This is a genomic window from Streptomyces sp. 3330, assembly GCF_031456635.1.
Classification (GTDB): Bacteria; Actinomycetota; Actinomycetes; order Streptomycetales; family Streptomycetaceae; genus Streptomyces.
Window position 1 is genome coordinate 189463 of sequence record NZ_JAVDVA010000001.1, and the last position, 18939, is coordinate 208401.

Genomic DNA, 18939 nt, shown 5'->3' on the forward strand with positions numbered 1-18939 from the left:
TGAGCCGGGTCACGCCCTTATTCAGCCATCGCTGGGAGCCCGAATGCGAGCCGCCAGACTGTCCGTCGTCACCGCCGTCACCGCCGTGACCGCACTGACCGCCGTCACCGGCTGCACCTCCAAGAGCGACGCGAAAGACGGTGACCGGGTCATCACCGTGACCGCCACCGACGCCAAGTGCGTGACCTCCAAGAAGGAGATATCCGCCGGACACGTCGAACTCGCGATCGAGAACAAGGGCTCCAAGGTCACCGAGGTCTACATCCTCTTCCCCGACGACCGGATCGTCAGCGAGCGGGAGAACATCGGCCCCGGCACCAAGCAGCGGGTCACCGCCGAGGTGAAGGCCGGTGACTACCAGATCGCCTGCAAGCCCGGCATGAAGGGCACCGGCATCCGCCAGGACCTCAAGGTCACCGGCGGCTCGGTCGCCAAGCGTGACCCGCGCCTGGACAAGGCCGTCGCCGCCTACCGCGAGTACGCGCAGGAGCAGGCCGACGCCACGCTGCCGCTCGTCGCGACCTTCGTGAAGGCGGTCAAGGCCGGCGACCTCGAGGCGGCCAAGGCGGCCTACGCGCCCTCCCGCATCGGCTGGGAGCGCACCGAGCCGGTCGCGGAGTCCTTCGGCGACATCGACCCGAAGGTCGACGTCCGCGCGGACGGCCTGGAGGCCGGCCAGACCTGGACCGGCTGGCACCGGCTGGAGAAGGCCCTCTGGCAGGACAAGAAGATCACCGCCGCCGAGAAGACCCTCGCCGACCAGCTCACCACCGACCTGACCGACTGGCAGCAGCGGGTCGGCAAGGCCGAGATCACCCCGACCTCCATGGCCAACGGCGCCAAGGAACTCCTCGACGAGGTCGCCACCGGCAAGGTCACCGGCGAGGAGGAGCGCTACTCGCACACCGACCTCGTCGACTTCAAGGCCAACGTCGAGGGCGCCCAGAAGTCCTACGAGCTGCTCAAGCCGGTCGCCCAGGAGAACGACGCGGCCCTGGTCACCGAGCTGGACAAGCAGTTCGCCGCGCTGAACACGCTGCTGGACAAGTACCGCCCGAACACGTCGTCGTACGCCTTCACCGCGTACGACAAGGTCGGCGCCGCCGACCGCAAGGAGCTGTCCGACGCGGTCAACGCGCTCGCCGAGCCGCTGTCCAAGCTCGCCGCCGCCGTCGCGAAGTAATCGAGGGGCCAGGACATGACCGAGACTCAGGGCAGCGTGCCGTCCAGGCGATCGCTGATCGGCTGGGGCGGTGCGGGCCTCGCGCTCGGCGCCGCCGCGGCCGGCGGCGCGGTCGCGATGACCCGCACCGGCGACGACGTCGACCCGGCGGCCGCCGAAGTGGGCGGCGCGGTCGGCTTCCACGGCGCGAACCAGGCGGGCATCGCGACGCCCGTGCAGGACCGGCTGCACTTCGCCGCGTTCGACGTGAAGACCACGGACCGCGCCGAGTTCGTCCAGCTCCTGAAGGACTGGACGGAGGCGGCCCGCCGGATGACGGCCGGGAAGGCGGTCGGCGAGGGCGCGTACGGCGGTCTGGCCGAGGCGCCCCCGGACGACACCGGCGAGGCCCTGGGGCTCAAGCCGTCCCGGCTGACCCTGACGGTCGGCTTCGGGCCCTCGCTGTTCGGCAAGCTCGGCCTCGCCGACCGGCGGCCCGACGCGCTGATCGAGCTGCCCACCTTCGCCGGGGACGCGCTCGACGCGGCCCGCAGCAACGGTGACCTGTGCATCCAGGCCTGCGCGGACGATCCGCAGGTCGCCGTGCACGCGATCCGCAACCTGGCCCGGATCGGCATGGGCAAGGTCGTCATCCGCTGGTCGCAGCTGGGCTTCGGGAAGACCTCGTCCACGACGCCCGACGCGCAGACCCCGCGCAACCTGATGGGCTTCAAGGACGGCACCCGCAACATCGCGGGCACCGAGACCGACCGGCTGAAGAAGTTCGTGTGGGTCGGCGAGAAGGACGGCCCCGACTGGATGGTGGGCGGCTCCTATCTCGTCGCGCGCCGGATCCGGATGCACATCGAGACCTGGGACCGCACCTCGCTGCAGGAGCAGGAGGACATCTTCGGCCGCGACAAGGGCGAGGGCGCGCCGGTCGGCAAGGCGAAGGAGCGCGACGAGCCGTTCCTGAAGGCGATGAAGCCCGACGCGCACGTACGGCTCGCGCACCCGGACTCCAACCACGGGGCGACGATCCTGCGCCGCGGCTACTCCTTCACCGACGGCACCGACGGCCTCGGCCGGCTCGAGGCCGGTCTGTTCTTCCTCGCCTACCAGCGCGATGTGCGCGAGGGGTTCGTCCGCGTCCAGCGCAACCTCGCGACCGACGCCCTCAACGAATACATCCAGCACGTGGGTTCGGCCGTTTTCGCCGTCCCGCCGGGCGTCCGCGACAAGGACGACTGGTGGGGCCGGACGCTGTTCTCCAAGGAGGCGTAGCCCGTGTTCTCCAACTATCTGATCGGACTGCGCGAGGGCCTGGAGGCCAGTCTCGTCGTCTGCATCCTGATCGCCTACCTGGTGAAGACGGACCGCAGGGACGCCCTCAAACCCATCTGGATCGGCATCGGCGTCGCCGTCGCGCTCGCGCTCGGCTTCGGCTGCGTCCTCGAATTCGGCTCCCAGGAACTGACGTTCCAGGCGCAGGAGGCGCTCGGCGGCTCCCTGTCGATCCTCGCGGTCGGCCTGGTGACGTGGATGGTGTTCTGGATGCGGCGCACCGCCCGGCATCTGAAGTCGGAGCTGCACGGCAAGCTGGACGCGGCCCTCGCGATGGGCACCGGCGCGCTGGTCGCCACCGCCTTCCTCGCGGTCGGCCGGGAGGGCCTGGAGACGGCCCTGTTCGTCTGGGCGTCGGTGCACGCGGCCGGCGACGGCACCCCGCGTCCGCTGATCGGCGTGGCCCTGGGGCTCGCGACCGCCGTCCTGCTGGGCTGGCTGTTCTACCGCGGAGCCCTGAAGATCAACCTCGCGAAGTTCTTCACCTGGACCGGCGGCATGCTGGTCGTGGTGGCCGCGGGCGTGCTGGCGTACGGCGTCCACGACCTCCAGGAGGCCGACCTGGTCCCGGGCCTGAGCGACCTGGCCTTCGACATCAGCGGCACGCTCCCGCCGGACAGCTGGTACGGCACGCTGCTGAAGGGCGTGTTCAACTTCCAGCCCGATCCGACGGTTCTCCAGGTCACGGTGTGGCTGCTGTACCTGGTCCCGACGCTCGCGCTGTTCCTCGCCCCGGTAGGGTTCGCCTCCGGGAAGGGGAAGGTGAAGTCGCCTGATGAGCAGGGAACGCAGCCTGACGACCGGGGTTCCGCGCAGTCGAACGCTCCGCGCACGTGACCGGTACGCACTCGTAGCGGCGTCGCTCACCGCCGTCTCGCTCACCGCGAGCGGCTGCGTGGTGGTCCACGGGGAGCTCGAACTGCTCCCCGCGGCCACGAAGGCGGAGGCCGTGAAGGCCGTCGAGCAGTTCACGGCCGCCTACAACAAGGCCGACGCGGCGTACGACAGTTCGCTGGACGCCGACCGCACCACCGGCCCCCTCGGGATCATCGACGAGGCGCGGCTGAAGGCGGGCCGCGTCAACAACCCGGACGGCAACCCGCAGCACACGCCGCTGGTGCTGTCGGACGTGAAGTACACGATCGTCGAGAAGGCGGGCTGGCCGCGCTGGTTCGTCGCCGACGCGAAGGGCAACAAGGGCGGCGACGCGCGCTGGTTGATGGTGTTCACCCGGGGCGAGCGGGCGGAGCCGTGGCAGGCGACCTATCTGACGCTGGTGGCCCCGGGCTCGATCCCGCGCTTCGAGCAGTCGGGCAAGGACGGCCATGCCGAGGCCGTGTCCGCCGACTCCGCCGAACTGGCGGTCGCGCCCGAGGACTTGAGCAAGGACTACGCGGCGTACCTGCAGAGCGGCAAGGGCGCCTTCGCGGACGGCGCGCACACCACCGCGCTGCGCGCGACCCGGGCGAAGAACGCCACCAAGCCGGGCCTGGCCACGCAGTACATCGACGAGCCGCTGACCGGCGGCGACTACGCGCCGCTGGCACTGCGCACCGCGGACGGCGGGGCGCTGGTCTTCTTCACCACGCACCACTACATGAAGCAGACGGCCGCGGCGGGCGCCGCCGTGCCCGCCCCGAACAAGAACGTGGCCGCGCTGACGACCGGTGAGATCAAGCAGTCGCTGACGATGGAGTTCGTCGCCAACGACGTCGCTCTGGCCCCCGCGAAGGGCTCGGGGAACGGCAAGGTGTCGATTCTCAGCCGGCTGGAAGGCCTGACGGCGGCCAAGGGAGCCTGAGCGCGCCGGGTGGCGTCACCGTCGCGGCGAGGGGACCGGGCGGCGGTTCGGCCGGTCGGTTCCGCGCCTGGGCCGTGATCGCGGGAGGCCCGTCCCGCACCCGGCTAGTGGCGCGAGGGCCAGGCCGTGCCCGCGTGGTCGGACTCCTGGCCCGCGTGGCGCGCGCACGCGTCCGTGAGCGTCTCCAGGAGGGTCAGCGGGTCCGGCAGCGCGTGCTCGGGACCGCGCAGCCAGTGCACGCGACGGCCCTCGTCGCCGGGGAGCCGGGCGGGCGGCACCAGGACGTAGGAGCCGCGGCAGTGCCAGCGCAGGCCGGGGTGCTCGTCCATGGTCTCGGGGTGGCAGTCCAGCTCGCACGGCCACCACTCGTCCTCGTCCTCGGGGGTGCCGCGGGTGAGGGTGAAGAAGAGCATGCGGCCGTCGTCGCTCTCGGCGACCGGGCCGACCTCGACGCCGGAGTCGAGCAGCCGCTCCAGGGCCTGGCGGCCCGCCTCCAGCGGCACGTCGAGCACGTCGTGCGTCATGCCGGTGGCGGTGATGAAGTTGGCCTGCGGCTGGTGGCGGGCCCAGCGCTCGATCTGGGCGCGGTCGGTGGTGGACTGCGTCTGCCAGGCGAAGGACACCGGGTGCCGGGCGGGGGTCGGACAGCCGACGCGGTCGCAGGAGCAGCCGTAGCCGGGGGCCGGGTGCGCGGCGGGCGCGAGCGGGAGCCCCGCTCCGGCGGCGGCCAGCAGCAGGGCCTCGCGGTCGCCGTCGTCGGCGGCCTCCGTCGGGCCGCTCGGGCGCAGCCACTCCGAGATCTTGCCCCACAGGCCGGTCCGGCCGTCGAACTCCGCGCTCATCTGTCCCCTCGCTCGCCGTGGTGCCGCCAGCATGCCTCATGGTCCCACCATCCTGCGCATCGGGGGGCCGTAGCCGTGAATCGGGGCAGGTGGGACGGGTGGGCCCAGAGTGACCTATGTCGGCAGGCTCACCGGGGCGCGAGACCGTGCAGCGCGTAGTCGACGAGGGCGTCGGTGTACGCGTAGGAGATCGGGCCGGTGCGCTGGAGCCAGCGCTGGGCCAGCGGGGAGATGAAGAACTCCAGGGCGATCCGCGGGTCGAGGTCGGCGCGGACCTGCCCGGCCCGCTGGGCGGCGCGCAGGCGGTCGACGTACAGCTGGATGGACGGTTCCATCAGCTTGGCCGTGAACTCGCGGCCGACCTGCTCGTTGACCACGCCCTCGGCGGCCAGGGCGCGGGAGGGCGCCTCGAACCTGGGGTCCGTGAGCTGGTCGACGGTGGCGCGCAGGACGGCCTTGATGTCGGCGGCCAGGTCGCCGGTGTCGGGGATGACGTACGGCTGCTCCTGCGAGGCCCCCGCGCCGCGGGCCGCCTCCTCGCTGAGGTCGAGGAAGGCCTCCAGCAGGACGTCGGCCTTCGACCCCCACCAGCGGTAGATGGTCTGCTTGCCGACGCCCGCGCGGGCGGCGATGCCCTCGATCGTGGTCTTCGCGTAGCCGGTCTCCGCGACGAGGGCGAGCGCGGCGTCGTAGATGGCGCGCCGGGACCGCTCGCTGCGGCGGGTGGTGTCGGGGGCCGGCTTACCGGACTGGGTGACCATGGGTCGACGGTACCAAGCCGGTGAGACGGGACGTCTCGCGAGCGGTCACGTGTCCTCGCCGGGGTAGCGCACGCCGATCCGCTCGCGGACCGTGTCGAGGGTCCGCATGACCGCGAGGCTGCCGTCGAGCGGGACCAGCGGCGACTCGGTCTCCCCGGCCCGCAGGGCGCGCATGACCTCACGGGCCTCGTGCCGGAACGTCGTGCGGGGGCCGTCGGCCGGGTCGGCGGCGAACTCCTCGGGGTCGCGCCCGTCCCGGTGCAGGACGAGACGGTCGGGGTGGAAGAAGCCGGACGGGATGTCGATCCGGCCGCGCGAGCCGGTGACGGAGGCGGTGGTGCCCGTGCCGCCGGTCAGGGAGCAGTGCAGGGCGGCGAGCGCGCCGGAGTCCCAGGACAGGGCCAGGGCCGTCTGGAGGTCGACGCCCTCGGCGGACAGGACCGCCTGGGCGGCGATGCCCGAGGGCGCGCCGAGCAGGAGGTGGGCGAAGGAGACCGGGTAGACGCCCAGGTCGAGGAGGGCGCCGCCGCCCTGGGCGGGGTCGCGCAGCCGGTGCGAGGGCGGGAAGGGGCCTTCGAGGCCGAAGTCGGCCTGCACGGTGCGGATCTCGCCGATCGCGCCGTCGTCGACGAGCGCCTTGAGGCGGCGGATCACCGGGTTGCAGTACATCCACATGGCTTCCATGAGGAAGCGGTCGTGCTCCCGGGCCAGCGCGACCAGTTCCTCGGCCTCGCGCAGGTTCAGCGTGAACGCCTTCTCGCACAGCACGTTCCGCCCGGCCTCCAGGCAGAGTCCGGCGGCGGCGCGGTGGGCGGCGTGCGGGGTGGCGACGTAGACGACATCGATGTCCTCGTCGGCGGCGAGCGCGGCCCAGTCGCCGTAGGCCCGGGGTATGCCGAACCGCTCGGCGAACGCCTTCGCGGAGACCTCGCTGCGGGAGGCGACCGCGACGACCTCCGCGTCGGGCAGGTCGATCAGGTCCGCCGTGAACGCGGCGGCGATCCCGCCGGTCGCCAGGACGCCCCACCGCACCGTGTCCGTCGTCATACCCTGCCCCGCCCTCGTGCCGTCCCAGCAGTGTGTTCGAGCTGAGAGCATAGGCGGCACTGATGTCGGAGAGGGAGGGGCGGCCGGATGCCGGAGGGCGGGGCCATACCTGACGCGGCGCCGAAGGCCGTGACGGACCGGGGCACGAGCACGGGAACGGGCGAGGGAGCGGGGCCGACGCCGTCCGCCCGGCGCCGGACGGGGCTGCTCGTCACCCTCGTCCTGGGCGGGCTGACCGCCACTCCCCCGCTCTCGATGGACATGTACCTCCCGGCGCTGCCGGAGGTGACCCGCTCGCTGCACGCGCCGGCCGCGACGGTGCAGCTCACGCTGACCGCGTGCCTGGCCGGTATGGCCCTGGGGCAGCTGGTGGTCGGCCCGATGAGCGACCGGTGGGGGCGCAGGCGCCCGCTGCTGGCCGGACTCGTCGTCTACGTCCTGGCGACCGCCCTGTGCGCGCTGGCGCCCACCGTCGGGCTGCTGGTCGCCTGCCGGCTGGTGCAGGGGCTCGCGGGCGCCGCCGGGATCGTGATCGCGCGGGCCGTCGTGCGCGATCTGTACGACGGCGTGGCGATGGCCCGGTTCTTCTCCACCCTGATGCTGATCTCCGGGGTCGCCCCGGTCGTGGCGCCGCTGATCGGCGCGCAGATCCTGCGGGCGACGGACTGGCGGGGCGTGTTCGTCCTCCTGACGGCGGTGGGACTGCTGCTGGCCGTGCTGGTGTGGACCCGGCTGCCGGAGACACTGCCCGCCGCCGGGCGGCACGCGGGCGGGGTCGGCGAGGCCCTGCGCTCGATGCGCCGGCTCCTCGGCGATCTGCCCTTCACCGGCTACATGCTCACGGGCGGCTTCTCCTTCGCCGCGCTGTTCGCGTACATCAGCGCCTCGCCGTTCGTGGTCCAGGAGATCTACGGCGCCTCCCCGCAGACGTTCGGCCTGCTGTTCGGCGTGAACTCGGTCGGGCTCGTGCTGATCGGCCAGCTCAACGGCAGGGTGCTGGTGGGCCGGGTCCGGCTGGACCGGGTCCTGGCCGTCGGGCTCTCGGTGGTCGTGCTGGCCTCGGTCGCCCTGCTGCTCATGACGACGGGCGTCTTCGGCGAGGTGGGGCTGGCGCCGGTGGCCGCCGCGCTGTTCGTCCTGATGTCCGCGATGGGCGTCACGCTGCCCAACGCGCAGACCCTCGCCCTGACGCGGATACGGCACTCCGCCGGTTCCGCCTCGGCGCTTCTCGGCACGTCCTCCTTCCTCATCGGCGCGATCGCCTCCCCGCTGGTGGGGATCGCCGGCGAGCGCACGGCCGTCCCGATGGCCGTCGTCCAGTCGGCCGCCGCACTGGTGGCATCGGCCTGCTTCGTGGGAATGTGCCGTCCCTGGACCAAGGCGGGCGCGGAAGGAGCAGTGAACTGAGCGCACCGAGACTGCGCGTCGACACACCGGAACGGGCCGGGCTCGACCCGGCGGAGACGCGACTCCTCGTCCGTGACGTCGTGGACCTCACCACGGGCGACCGGCCCTGGGCGGCGGGCGCCGTCGTGGTCGCCGGGCGCGGCCCGGTGATCGCCGTGCGGGAGGCGGTGGGCTGGGCGGTGCGGTACGCGGCGTACGACCCGGCGGCCGACGCGGGGGTGGAGCTCCCGCCCGGGGCGCGGATCCCGATGACCGTCGACACCCCGTTCGACCTCGCGTCCCTCACCAAGCTGTTCACCTCGGTGGCGGCGGTGCAGCAGATCGAGCGCGGCACCCTCGGCATCGACGCCCGGGTGGGCGCCTATCTGCCCGACTTCCACGGGGCCGCCGCGCACGGCGTCACCGTCCGCCAGCTCCTCACCCACACCTCCGGGCTGCGCCCCGAGCTGCCCCTGTACGACTGCGCGGACGACGCCCGGCGGTGGGCGCTGCTACGCGCGGAGACGCCGGTCGGCGCACCGGGCGCGTACCTGTACTCGGACCTGAACATGCTGGTGCTCCAGCAGCTCCTGGAGCGGCTCACCGGCCGCACCCTCGACGTCCTCGTGCGGGACGGGATCACCCGTCCGCTGGGCATGACCTCGACCGACTTCGGCCCGTGCCCCGGTGCGGCGGCGACCGAGGACCAGCGGCGGCCGTGGGCCAAGGCGGACCGCGGGATGCTGCGGGGCGTGGTGCACGACGAGAACGCCTGGGCGCTGGGCGGGGTGGCCGGTCACGCGGGGCTGTTCTCCACGGGCCGCGATCTCGCGGTGTTCTGCCGCACCCTGCTGGCGGGCGGTTCCTACGGTCCCGCCCGCATCCTCGGTCCCGACTTCGTGGAGCTGCTGCTCAGCCCGCCGGGGCTGGGCTTCGCGGTGGATCAGCCGTGGTTCATGGGCGAGCTGGCGGGCGAGGGCGCGGCGGGGCACACGGGGTTCACCGGGACCTCGCTGGTGCTGGATCCGGCGACGGACACGTTCGTGGTGCTGCTGGCCAACACGGTGCATCCGAGGCGACGGGCGCCGGACAGCGGGCCGCGGGCCCTGGTGGGGACCCGGATGGCGATGGCGGTGCGGTGAGGGTGCGCGGTGCGCGCGCCGGGGCCGGTCGGGGCGGGGCCGTGCGGGTGGTGCGGCGAGGGCGGGGCCGTGCGGGTGGTGCGGCGAGGGCGGGGCCGTGCGGGTGGTGCGGCGAGGGCGGGGCCGTGCGGGTGGTGCGGTGAGGGCGGCGGCCCGGACCTGAGAAAATCCGGGGGTGAACGTCTCCGTATCCGTTTCCGAGACCCTCCGCGGCGCCCTGACGGACCTGCTCGACGGGCTGCCGCCCAAGCAGGCCGCACAGGCCGTCGAGCGGCTCATCGCCAACTACCGGGGCGCCACCCCCACCGACGCGCCCATCCTGCGCGACCGGGCGGACGTGGTCGCGTACGCCGCGTACCGGATGCCGGCGACCTTCGAGGCGGTGCGGTCGGCGCTGGAGGCGTTCGCGGACGCCGTGCCGGGGTGGTCGCCGGCCGGTCATACGGACGTCGGCGGCGGCACGGGGGCGGCGACCTGGGCGGTGAGTTCCACCTGGGAGGGCACGCGCCCGGTGACCGTGCTCGACTGGGCGGAGCCCGCCCTGGCCCTCGGCCGCGAGGTGGCCGCCGCGAACCCGGCGCTGCGCGACGCCCGCTGGCAGCGCGCGCGGATCGGCACGGCCCTCGCCCTGGAGCCCACGGACCTGGTCACCGTCTCCTACGTGCTCAACGAGCTGGCCGCACCCGACCGGGCCGTGCTGCTGGACGCCGCCGCGTCGGCCGCGCAGGCCGTGGTGATCGTCGAACCGGGCACACCGGACGGTTACGCCCGGGTGATCGAGGCCCGCGACCGGCTGATCGCCGCCGGGTTCCGGGTCGCCGCGCCCTGCCCGCACAGCGCGGCCTGTCCGATCGTGCCCGGCACGGACTGGTGCCACTTCTCGGCGCGGGTCAGCCGCTCCTCCCTGCACCGGCAGGTCAAGGGCGGCTCGCTGCCCTACGAGGACGAGAAGTTCAGCTATGTCGCGGCCGCCCGCTTCCCCGTCTCCCCCGTCCCCTCGCGGGTGGTCCGGCGGCCGCAGATCCGCAAGGGCCAGGTGCTCCTCGACCTGTGCGAGGCCGAGGAGCGGCTGAGCCGTACGACGGTGACGAAGAAGCACGGCGAGCTGTACCGGGCGGCCCGGGACGCCGACTGGGGCGACGCCTGGCCGCCGGCCCCGTGAGCGCCGGGGCCCGGATCGCCCGGGGCGGGTCCGCGGCCACGGTCTAGGCGGGCTTGAGCCCCTGGTCGCCGACCTCCGTCACGAAGGAGGCGGCCGTGGTGAGGGGGGCGCCCTGCGTGGTGACGTACGGAACGGTCTTGAAGTCGGCGCGGGCGAGGTCGCGTCCCAGCGAGACGGTCGCGTAGCCGCGCAGGCCGTTGTAGAACTTCAGGTGCGGATTGGCGGCCATGAAGGCGGCCCAGTTGGCGGGTTCGGCCGAGCCGTTGCCGCCGCTGGAGATCGACGTGGTGACGATCTCCGTGCCGAGCGTCCTGGAGGCCTGGTCGTCGAAGTCCCGCTTGATGTCGAAGCCGTAGTGCACGTGGACGTCGCCGGTGAGGACCATCAGGTTCTCGACGCCGGCGGCCTGTGCTCCGGTCAGGATCCGCTCGCGGGAGGCCGGGTAGCCGTCCCAGGAGTCCATGGAGACCTGGGACGGCACGGCGGTGGAGTTGTACCGCCGGGCGAAGGTGACCTGCTGCGGCACCACGTTCCACAGGGCGCGCGAGCGGTGCCAGCCGTCGATCAGCCACCGCTCCTGGGAGGCGCCGGTCAGGGTGCGGGCGGGGTCCTCCGACTCGGGCCCGGGGAGCCGCCAGCCGTCGCCGTACGCCTGGTCGGAGCGGTACTGGCGGGTGTCGAGGACGTCGAACTGGGCGAGCCCGCCCCAGTGCAGGCGCCGGTAGAGCCTGAGGTCGGGGCCGTCGGGGAGCTGCGGGCGGCGCAGCGGCTGGTTCTCCCAGTAGGCGCGGTAGGCGGCGGCCCGGCGGATGAGGAACTCCTCGGCGGGGTCGTCGTTCTCCGACACCGCGCCCGCGTAGTTGTTCTCGGTCTCGTGGTCGTCCCAGGTGACGACGAACGGGTGGGCGGCGTGCGCGGCCAGCAGGTCGGGGTCGGACTTGTACAGCGCGTACTTGAGGCGGTAGTCGTCCAGCGTCACCATCTCGTGGCCGTAGACGGCGGGCACGGTCCCGGCCGGGTAGGCGCGGGCGCCTCCGACCCCGCTGACGGCGTACTCGTAGAGGTAGTCGCCGAGGTGCAGGACGAAGTCCACGTCGTCCTCGGCGAGGTGCTTGTAGGCGGTGAACCAGCCCTGGTCGTAGCGCTGGCAGGAGACCACGCCGACGGTGAGGGCGGACGCCCGCGCGCCGGGGGCCGGGGCGGTGCGGGTGCGGCCGGTGCGGCTGATCCAGGCACCCGCCTTGAAGCGGTAGTAGTACACGCGGTCGTTCTCGAGACCGTCGACCTGGACGTGCACGCTGTGGCCGAACTCCGGGTGCGCGACGGCGGTGCCGCGTCTGACGGGCCGGCGGAAGGTCTCGTCGCGGGCCAGTTCCCAGTGCACGCCGATCCGCTCGGCGGGCAGTCCGCCGTCCGCCTGGTACGGGGCGGGCGCGAGGCGGGTCCACAGGAGGACGGAGCCGGGCAGCGGGTCACCGGAGGCGACGCCGAGGGTGAAGGGGTCCTCGGAGAGCCGCGCCGGGTCGAGTTCGGCGGCGGCCGCGGTCCCGGCGGCGGGCAGGTTCACCGTGAAGGCGAGCGCGGCGGCGGCCGCGGTGCCGGTGAGGAAGCGGCGGCGCCCCACGTGCCGGGCGGTGGCGCGGAGTTCGGGGTCGTGCTGGGAGTGCTGGGCTGCGGGTGTCATTCCGGTCCTCCCCTGAGAATGGCGGCAGAAGGCATTGCAGTGGGCGGAGACGGCTCGGGAGCGTCGCAGGGTTGGCGCGTACACAACAGTCAGATGTCGGACGCGTGCGGTCCGCATGCCGGAACCCAGGCGCCGAGCTCACGTACGCTGCGGGCCCATGAACGCCGAGAACACCCAGAACACCGAGAACACCGAGAACACCGCGAAGAGCCCCTGGGGCGCCGGGACCGCCGGAACCGCCGGAACCGCCGAGAACACGGAGACCGCCCAGGATGCCCGGATCCCCCGGGACGCCGGCCGATCCGCCGGAGGGACGAAGATCGCGATCGTCACCGGCGCCGGTTCCGGGATCGGGCGGGCGGTGTCCGTGGAACTGCTGCGCGCGGGCTGGGCGGTGGCGCTGGCCGGCCGGCGCGTGGAGACCCTGGAGGCGACGGCCGCGCTGGCGCCCGAGGCGCCGAGTCTCACCGTACGGACGGACGTCTCACGCCCGGAGGAGGTGGCGGCCCTCTTCGACGCCGTGCGCGACCGCTTCGGGCGGCTGGACCTGCTGTTCAACAACGCCGGCACGTTCGGGCCCGGCGGCGTGCCGTTCGAGGAACTCCCCTACGACGCCTGGCGGCACGTGGTCGACACCAACCTCAACGGCGCGTTCCTGTGTGCGCAGGGGGCGTACCGGCAGATGAAGGAGCAGGATCCCCGGGGCGGGCGGATCATCAACAACGGGTCCGTCTCGGCGCACACGCCCCGCCCCCTGTCGGCGCCCTACACGGCGACCAAGCACGCCCTCACCGGCCTGACGAAGTCCCTTTCGCTGGACGGCCGGGCCCACGGCATCGCGGTCGGTCAGATCGACATCGGCAACGCGGCCACCGATATGACGGCGCGGATGCGGACCGGCGCGCTGCAGGCGAACGGTGAGACCGCGCCGGAACCGGTGATGGACGTCGCCGACGTGGCGCGCACGGTGCGGCACATGGCGGAACTGCCGCTGGAGGCGAACGTGCAGTTCGCGACGGTGCTGGCGACGGCGATGCCGTACGTGGGACGGGGCTGAGGACGCGCGCAGCGGACGGTCCGCGGGCGGTGTGTCGATCGCCCGCAGGTCGTCAACTCCTCAACTTGCACAAGCGGAGTTTCCCCGTCCGCACCATTGCGGCCGGTAGCGGACTTATGCTCAAATCTTCTCCACGGGAACTTCACACTTGAAGCACGACAGTTCCGCCGCCCCGGGCGACCACAGGCCACACCGAGGGGGGGGAGGGCAGCCGTCCCAGGGCGCCGGGTGGGGGTGGACCTCGCCGGGACCGCGAGGTACGCACCGGCACCGTGGGACGGCTGCCCCACCATCAGCTCGTCGTCCGCTCCTCGCCCGCACGGCGTCGACGCCGGCGCAGCGTGTACGCCCCGCCCGCCAGCAGCGCCACCGCTCCCGCGGCCCCGCCGAGCGCGCCCCAGCCGTCCGGGCCCGCGCCCTCCGCCGGCGAGGCCTGCGCCCCGGCCCGCGGCGCCTTCCCCGCGGACGAGCCGCCCGCCCTGGTCCCGCCCTCGCTCAACGCCTCGACCAGCGTGCCCACCGCGCGCGCCGAACTCCCTTGCGCGAAGCCCCAGTCGAGCAGCGCGGCGGTCTCCTCGTAGACGGCGTTGTGGCCGCTCCTCGGATGCAGCACGGTGACGACGAGGGTGCGCCCCGCCCGGGTCGCGGCCCCGGTGAAGGTGTTGCCGGCGTTGCTGGTGAAGCCGTTCTTCACGCCGATCATGCCCGGGTACGGCGTCACCCCGTACGTGCCCGACAACAGCCGGTCGGTGTTCTCGATCCGGAAGGTCTTCCCGCCCCCGGCCGGGAACCGGGCGGCCCTGGTGCCGCAGTAGGCGCGGAAGTCGGCGTCGCGCAGGCCGTGCCGGGCGAAGAGGGCGAGGTCGTAGGCGGAGGACAGCTGGCCCTCGTGGTCGTAGCCGTCGGGGCTCACGACATGGGTGTCCAGCGCCTGGAGGTCGACGGCTCTCGCCTGCATCTCGGCGACCGTCTTGGCGACCCCGCCGTTCATCCGGGCGAGCACCTGCACGGCGTCGTTGCCCGAGCGCAGGAACACGCCCTGCCACAACTGCTCGACGGTGTAGGTGATCCCGGCCTTGACGCCGACCAGGCTGGAGCCGGACGGGATGCCGGCCAGGTCCGCGTCGGTCACCCGATAGCGCTCCGTGCGCGCGAACCTGCCCAGCAGGGTGTCCGCGAACAGCATCTTCAGCGTGGAGGCGGGCGCGACCCGCAGATGCGCGCGATAGGAGGCGAGCACCTCGCCGCTGTCCTGGTCGGCGAGCAGCCAGGCCCGGGCGGTGAGCTTCTTCGGCAGGGCCCCGCCCCCGTTCACCTGGACACCGTCGGCGACGAGCCGTGCGCCGCCGACCACCACGTCGGACGCGGCCGCGGCCGGTGTCGCGTCGAGCGGTGCTGCGGTCAGCGCGGCGGTGGCCCCGAGGGCCAGCAGGGAGCGCCGGGACAGGCGCGGGGACGGGCGCGAGAATGCGTGCACCGGCGGACCGTACAAGGAGATTCGGGGAAAATGGAAATCCTCAGCCAACCGCCGTCACCTGGGAAAAGCCCCTCCACAGCCTAGGAATCAGCTGTCTCAAGAAATTCTGATCCGGGGCCCCGCATTCTCAGTTCTTACACATCCTTTACTCAGGACGACTCAAAGGTTTCTCCCTAGGTTGTGGCCGCGCCCACAGCGGGCGCCAAGAACCTTTAGGGAACGGGATGTTTGGCATCTATCTCAAGCGTGAACTGGGCCGGCGCAAGAAGGCCGCCCTGGTCATCGCACTGGGTCTGGCGCTCGGAATCGCGCTGGTCATCACCGTCAACTCGGTGTCGGCCGGCATGACACAGGCTCAGGACAAGGTCCTCCAGTCGCTGTACGGCCTCGGCACCGACATGACCGTGACCAAAGCCCGCACGGCGCCCTCGGCCAACAGTTCCGGCGGCCCCAGATTCGAGTTCGACGCGAAGGGCGAGGACGACGACACGGAACAGAGCTCGGACCGGGTCTCGACGCAGGGCGGCCAGGCCCTGAAGGCCGCGCTCGTCACGCAGGTCGCCGGTCAGAAGGGCGTGGCGGCCGCGGTCGGCGCCCTCACCCTGAACGTCACCAAGGTGGACGGCTCCTTCACCCAGGGCAAGGCCCAGAGCTCCAGCGGAACCGGCGGCAACGGCGGCCAGGGCGGCCCCGGCGGCAGCGGCGGGTCCACCGCGGCCCCGCAGGTCCAGGGCGGCGGCGCCTCCTTCGACGTCAACTCGTACTCCGTGGCCGGCGTCGACGTCACCGACCAGGACCTCGGCCCGCTGGCGAGCTCGAAGATCACCTCGGGCGTGACGTTCACCGCGGCGCAGACGAACGCGAAGGTCGCCGTCGTCAGCAAGTCGTACGCCAAGGAGAAGTCGTACAAGGTCGGTTCGACGCTGACGATCTCCAGCACCAAGTACAAGATCATCGGCATCGCCACCCCCGACAGCAGCGACTCCACCACGGACGTCTACCTGCCGCTGAAGCAGGCGCAGACCCTCGCCGACGCGGCGGACCAGGTCACCACGATCTACGTCAAGGCGACCGACTCCCAGCAGATCGACACCGTCAAGGCGACGATCCAGAAGAACATCTCCGGCACGACCGTGACGACCTCCGCCGACCTCGCGGAGACCGTGTCCGGTTCCCTCTCCACCGCTTCCGACCTGGCGACCAGCGTCGGCAAGTGGCTGTCGATCGCCGTCCTCGTCGCCGCGTTCCTGGTGGCCGCGCTGCTCACCTCCTCGGCCGTGTCCCGCCGGGTGCGCGAGTTCGGCACCCTGAAGGCACTCGGCTGGCCGAGCCGCCGGGTGACCCGGCAGGTCGTCGGCGAGTCCATGGTCAACGGTCTCCTCGGCGGCGCCCTCGGCATCGCCCTGGGCCTGGCGGCCGCGTACACGGTGACCGCGATCAGCCCGAAGCTGACCGCCGAGCTGGGCAGCACCGGCGGCGGTGGCGGCATGGGCGGCGGCCCGGGCGGCGGCGGCCCCGGTCAGCAGTCCGCGTCGAACACGATGGAGATCGCCCTCTCGGCCCCCGTCTCCGTCACCACGATCGCGCTCGCGGTGGGCCTGGCGGTCGCCGGCGGCCTGATCGCCGGCGCGATGGGCGGCTGGCGCGCCTCACGGATGCGCCCCGCGGACGCCCTGCGCAGCGTCTCCTGACCCGCGCCCGCACCAGTCGTCACCTTCTTCACGGAGAACACGGAGAACCCGGAGATCCCATGTACAACCTCACCGGCGTCACCAAGCGCTACACGCGCGGCAAGGAGACGGTCGAGGCGCTGCGCGGCATCGACCTCACGATCGCGGACGGCGACCAGCTCGTCATCCAGGGCCCCACGGGCGGCGGCAAGTCGACCCTGCTCCAGATGATCGGCGGCCTCGACCGGCCGTCCGAGGGCAGCGTCGAACTGGACGGCGTCGACCTCGCGCGCATCAGCGAGGCGAAGCTGACCCGGCTGCGCGCCGAGAAGATCGGCATCATCTTCCAGTCGTTCAACCTCATCCCGACGCTGACCGCGCAGGAGAACGTCGAGACGGCGCTCGTGCCGCTCGGCGTGAAGCCCGCGGAGCGGCGCGAGCGCGCGGCGGAGGCCCTGCGCTCGGTCGGCCTCGGCGAGCGCCTCACCCACGCCCCGGCGGAACTCTCCGGCGGTCAGCAGCAGCGCGTGGCGATCGCCCGCGCGCTGGTCAAGAAGCCGAAGGTGCTGCTCGCCGACGAGCCCACCGGCAACCTCGACGAGGGCATGCGCGACGAGATCATGGAGGTCCTCGAAGGGCTGTGGCACGAGTACGGGCTGACGTTCATCATGGTCACCCACGACTCGTCGATCGCCCGCCGGGCCCCGCGCCTGGCCACCATCAAGGCGGGTCGGCTCACCCTGACGGAACAGGCGACCGCCCGCTCCTGGTGAACCACCGCAGCCCGAGGGGCCGTTGACCGCCTGCCCGGCGGTGAACGGCCCCTCGGCCGTTTCCGCCCGGGCCGTCGGCCGGTCGCTCGCGCGGCTGTCCGCGCCTACGCCTGACCGGTCTCGAACCGGGAGATCCGGCCGTCGTCCTCGACGACGAAACTCCACCTGGTGCGCATCTCGCCCCAGGTGTCGTTGCGGTAGTCGGCGATGAGGGCGCGCCCGCCGGCCGACTCCTTGGTGACGTCCATGTGGCCGTGGGAGGAGAAGATCTCCCGGTCGGCCCACTGGGCGAGGTCACGGTCGGAACCGTCGTCCGCCATGGTCGCGTCGGGGGTGAGCAGGCTGCGGAACGCCTCTTCGTCATGGGCGTTGACGGCGGCGACGAAGGCCCGCACGGCCGGGTCGCTGAGTCTGTCGATCTGGATCGCCATACCGGCCACCCTCACACCGCGCTCCGGGCCCCGCCACCCGAACGGCGCCCAGGACGGGCCGTACGGGTGTGAGTGGTGCGACGGTGGAGACGCGGAGGGGGCTGTTTCTGTTCTGTTCCTGCTCTGTTCCTGTTCTCCGATGTCCGCCGTTCTCTGCTCAGGGAGTCACCGTGACCTGTTACGACCGTCGTGATCTGGGACTGCTGCTGCTCCGGCTCGGCACCGGCGGAGTGCTGGCGGCCCACGGCGCGCAGAAGCTGTTCGGCTGGTTCGGCGGACACGGCCTGGAGGGGACCGGCCAGTTCATGGAGTCCGTCGGCTACGCCCCCGGCAAGGCCAGTGCGACGGCGGCGGGCCTGGCGGAGACCGGCGGCGGCACGCTGCTGGCGCTGGGCCTGGCCACCCCGGCGGCGGGCGCGGCGGCGGCCGGCGCGATGGCGGGCGCCTCCGCGGTGCACGTCCCCAACGGCTTCTTCGCGCAGAGCGGCGGCTACGAGCACGCGGCCTCCCTGGGCCTGGCCGCCGCGGGCCTCGCCATCACCGGCCCGGGCCGCCTCTCCCTCGACCACCTCCTCGGCCACACGGTCGACCGCCGCTGGATGGTCCCGGCGGCCCTCGGCGTGACGGCGGCGGTCACCACGGTGGTCATCGGCATGCGCAACAAGCGGCTGCGCAGGCGGGAGGAAGGGGAGCAGGAGGCGCTGTTCGAGGAGTGAGCCCCCCCCAGGGGCAAGGCGACGCCCGGGGGCAGGGTGCCGCTGCCGGACACGGCCCCGGGGGCGGACATGGCCTGGCAGGATGCGCTGATGGACATTCAGCCCCCGGCCACCGGGCCCACCGAATCCGCCGGTCCTCCCGCTCTCTGGGCCACCGTCGACGCCCTGTGGTCCTGGCTGGACGCCGACGCGGCGCACGGCGGTCGCGAAGGCCTCCTGCTGCGGGTGCTGAAGCTGTCGGAGGAGGTCGGCGAGGTCGCCCAGGCGGTCATCGGCGCGACCGGCCAGAACCCCCGCAAGGGCGTCACCCACACGTGGGAGGACGTCCAGGGCGAACTGTGCGACGTGGCCATCACGGCGCTGGTGGCGCTGCGCACGCTCACCCCGGAGACGGAGCGGGTGTTCGCCGGGCATCTGGCGTGGGTGGCGCAGCGGTCTCTGGGGAGCGCGTGCGGCGGAGTGGCCGGTGGGGCGCACGGGTGAG

Annotated in this window: 18 protein-coding genes; 12 read left to right on the forward strand and 6 right to left on the reverse strand. The window is 72.8% G+C overall.

Annotated features, from left to right (window positions below; translation table 11 throughout):
* The first annotated feature begins 43 nt into the window (after positions 1-43).
* The 4 genes from efeO to J2X68_RS00860 are packed head-to-tail and all read left to right on the forward strand — an operon-like array spanning position 44 to position 4307.
* A complete protein-coding gene (efeO, locus tag J2X68_RS00845) occupies positions 44-1183 on the forward strand; it encodes an iron uptake system protein EfeO (protein WP_310430440.1) in 1140 nt (379 codons plus the stop codon).
* A gap of 15 nt (positions 1184-1198) precedes the next feature.
* Entirely contained in the window at positions 1199-2446 is a 1248-nt protein-coding gene (gene efeB, locus J2X68_RS00850; RefSeq protein WP_310430441.1) for an iron uptake transporter deferrochelatase/peroxidase subunit, read from the forward strand.
* Between the two features lie 3 nt (positions 2447-2449).
* Positions 2450-3343 (forward strand): iron uptake transporter permease EfeU, encoded by an 894-nt coding sequence (gene efeU, locus J2X68_RS00855; RefSeq protein WP_310430442.1) that lies wholly within the window; start codon positions 2450-2452, stop codon positions 3341-3343.
* Entirely contained in the window at positions 3282-4307 is a 1026-nt protein-coding gene (locus J2X68_RS00860) for a hypothetical protein (protein WP_310430443.1), read from the forward strand. The genes efeU and J2X68_RS00860 overlap by 62 nt, the downstream gene beginning before the upstream one ends.
* 104 nt (positions 4308-4411) lie before the next feature.
* On the opposite strand, the gene J2X68_RS00865 is transcribed toward J2X68_RS00860, so the two are convergent.
* The 3 genes from J2X68_RS00865 to J2X68_RS00875 all read right to left on the reverse strand — a co-directional run bounded on the left by J2X68_RS00865 (position 4412) and on the right by J2X68_RS00875 (position 6957).
* Positions 4412-5149, reverse strand: coding sequence for a bifunctional DNA primase/polymerase (locus tag J2X68_RS00865; RefSeq protein WP_310430444.1), 738 nt, complete (start codon positions 5147-5149; stop codon positions 4412-4414).
* Between the two features lie 128 nt (positions 5150-5277).
* Positions 5278-5910 (reverse strand): TetR/AcrR family transcriptional regulator, encoded by a 633-nt coding sequence (locus J2X68_RS00870; RefSeq protein ID WP_310430445.1) that lies wholly within the window; start codon positions 5908-5910, stop codon positions 5278-5280.
* A 45-nt stretch (positions 5911-5955) separates the two neighbouring features.
* On the reverse strand, positions 5956-6957 hold the full coding sequence (locus tag J2X68_RS00875) for a Gfo/Idh/MocA family oxidoreductase (protein WP_310430446.1): 1002 nt from the start codon (positions 6955-6957) through the stop codon (positions 5956-5958).
* Positions 6958-7044: 87 nt separating this feature from the next.
* Here J2X68_RS00875 and J2X68_RS00880 point away from each other — a divergent pair, with 87 nt between their 5' ends.
* From J2X68_RS00880 to J2X68_RS00890, 3 genes are all read left to right on the forward strand, one after another.
* Entirely contained in the window at positions 7045-8364 is a 1320-nt protein-coding gene (locus tag J2X68_RS00880; RefSeq protein WP_310430447.1) for a multidrug effflux MFS transporter, read from the forward strand.
* On the forward strand, positions 8319-9485 hold the full coding sequence (locus tag J2X68_RS00885) for a serine hydrolase domain-containing protein (RefSeq protein WP_310430448.1): 1167 nt from the start codon (positions 8319-8321) through the stop codon (positions 9483-9485). Before J2X68_RS00880 ends, J2X68_RS00885 begins: the two co-directional genes overlap by 46 nt.
* A gap of 175 nt (positions 9486-9660) precedes the next feature.
* The gene (locus J2X68_RS00890; RefSeq protein WP_310430449.1) at positions 9661-10647 is read left to right on the forward strand and encodes a small ribosomal subunit Rsm22 family protein; all 987 of its coding nucleotides are present in this window, start codon (positions 9661-9663) and stop codon (positions 10645-10647) included.
* 43 nt (positions 10648-10690) lie between these two features.
* Here the strand turns inward: J2X68_RS00890 and J2X68_RS00895 are convergent, their stop codons facing one another.
* On the reverse strand, positions 10691-12331 hold the full coding sequence (locus J2X68_RS00895; protein ID WP_310430450.1) for an alkaline phosphatase D family protein: 1641 nt from the start codon (positions 12329-12331) through the stop codon (positions 10691-10693).
* Between the two features lie 157 nt (positions 12332-12488).
* Here J2X68_RS00895 and J2X68_RS00900 point away from each other — a divergent pair, with 157 nt between their 5' ends.
* On the forward strand, positions 12489-13388 hold the full coding sequence (locus J2X68_RS00900) for an SDR family oxidoreductase (protein ID WP_310430451.1): 900 nt from the start codon (positions 12489-12491) through the stop codon (positions 13386-13388).
* A gap of 292 nt (positions 13389-13680) precedes the next feature.
* Here the strand turns inward: J2X68_RS00900 and J2X68_RS00905 are convergent, their stop codons facing one another.
* Positions 13681-14865 (reverse strand): serine hydrolase, encoded by a 1185-nt coding sequence (locus tag J2X68_RS00905; RefSeq protein ID WP_310430452.1) that lies wholly within the window; start codon positions 14863-14865, stop codon positions 13681-13683.
* A 224-nt stretch (positions 14866-15089) separates the two neighbouring features.
* Between J2X68_RS00905 and J2X68_RS00910 the strand changes: the two genes are divergently transcribed.
* Complete coding sequence (locus J2X68_RS00910; RefSeq protein WP_310430453.1) at positions 15090-16556, forward strand: ABC transporter permease; 1467 nt, start codon at positions 15090-15092, stop codon at positions 16554-16556.
* Positions 16557-16615: 59 nt separating this feature from the next.
* Positions 16616-17308: an ABC transporter ATP-binding protein gene (locus J2X68_RS00915; RefSeq protein ID WP_062647765.1), complete on the forward strand. Its 693-nt coding sequence runs from the start codon at positions 16616-16618 to the stop codon at positions 17306-17308.
* A gap of 104 nt (positions 17309-17412) precedes the next feature.
* Here the strand turns inward: J2X68_RS00915 and J2X68_RS00920 are convergent, their stop codons facing one another.
* Entirely contained in the window at positions 17413-17739 is a 327-nt protein-coding gene (locus J2X68_RS00920) for a nuclear transport factor 2 family protein (RefSeq protein ID WP_057599741.1), read from the reverse strand.
* Between the two features lie 170 nt (positions 17740-17909).
* Here J2X68_RS00920 and J2X68_RS00925 point away from each other — a divergent pair, with 170 nt between their 5' ends.
* Positions 17910-18455: a DoxX family membrane protein gene (locus J2X68_RS00925; protein ID WP_310430454.1), complete on the forward strand. Its 546-nt coding sequence runs from the start codon at positions 17910-17912 to the stop codon at positions 18453-18455.
* 90 nt (positions 18456-18545) lie between these two features.
* The gene (locus tag J2X68_RS00930) at positions 18546-18938 is read left to right on the forward strand and encodes a MazG-like family protein (protein WP_310430455.1); all 393 of its coding nucleotides are present in this window, start codon (positions 18546-18548) and stop codon (positions 18936-18938) included.
* The last annotated feature ends 1 nt before the right edge of the window (position 18939 follow it).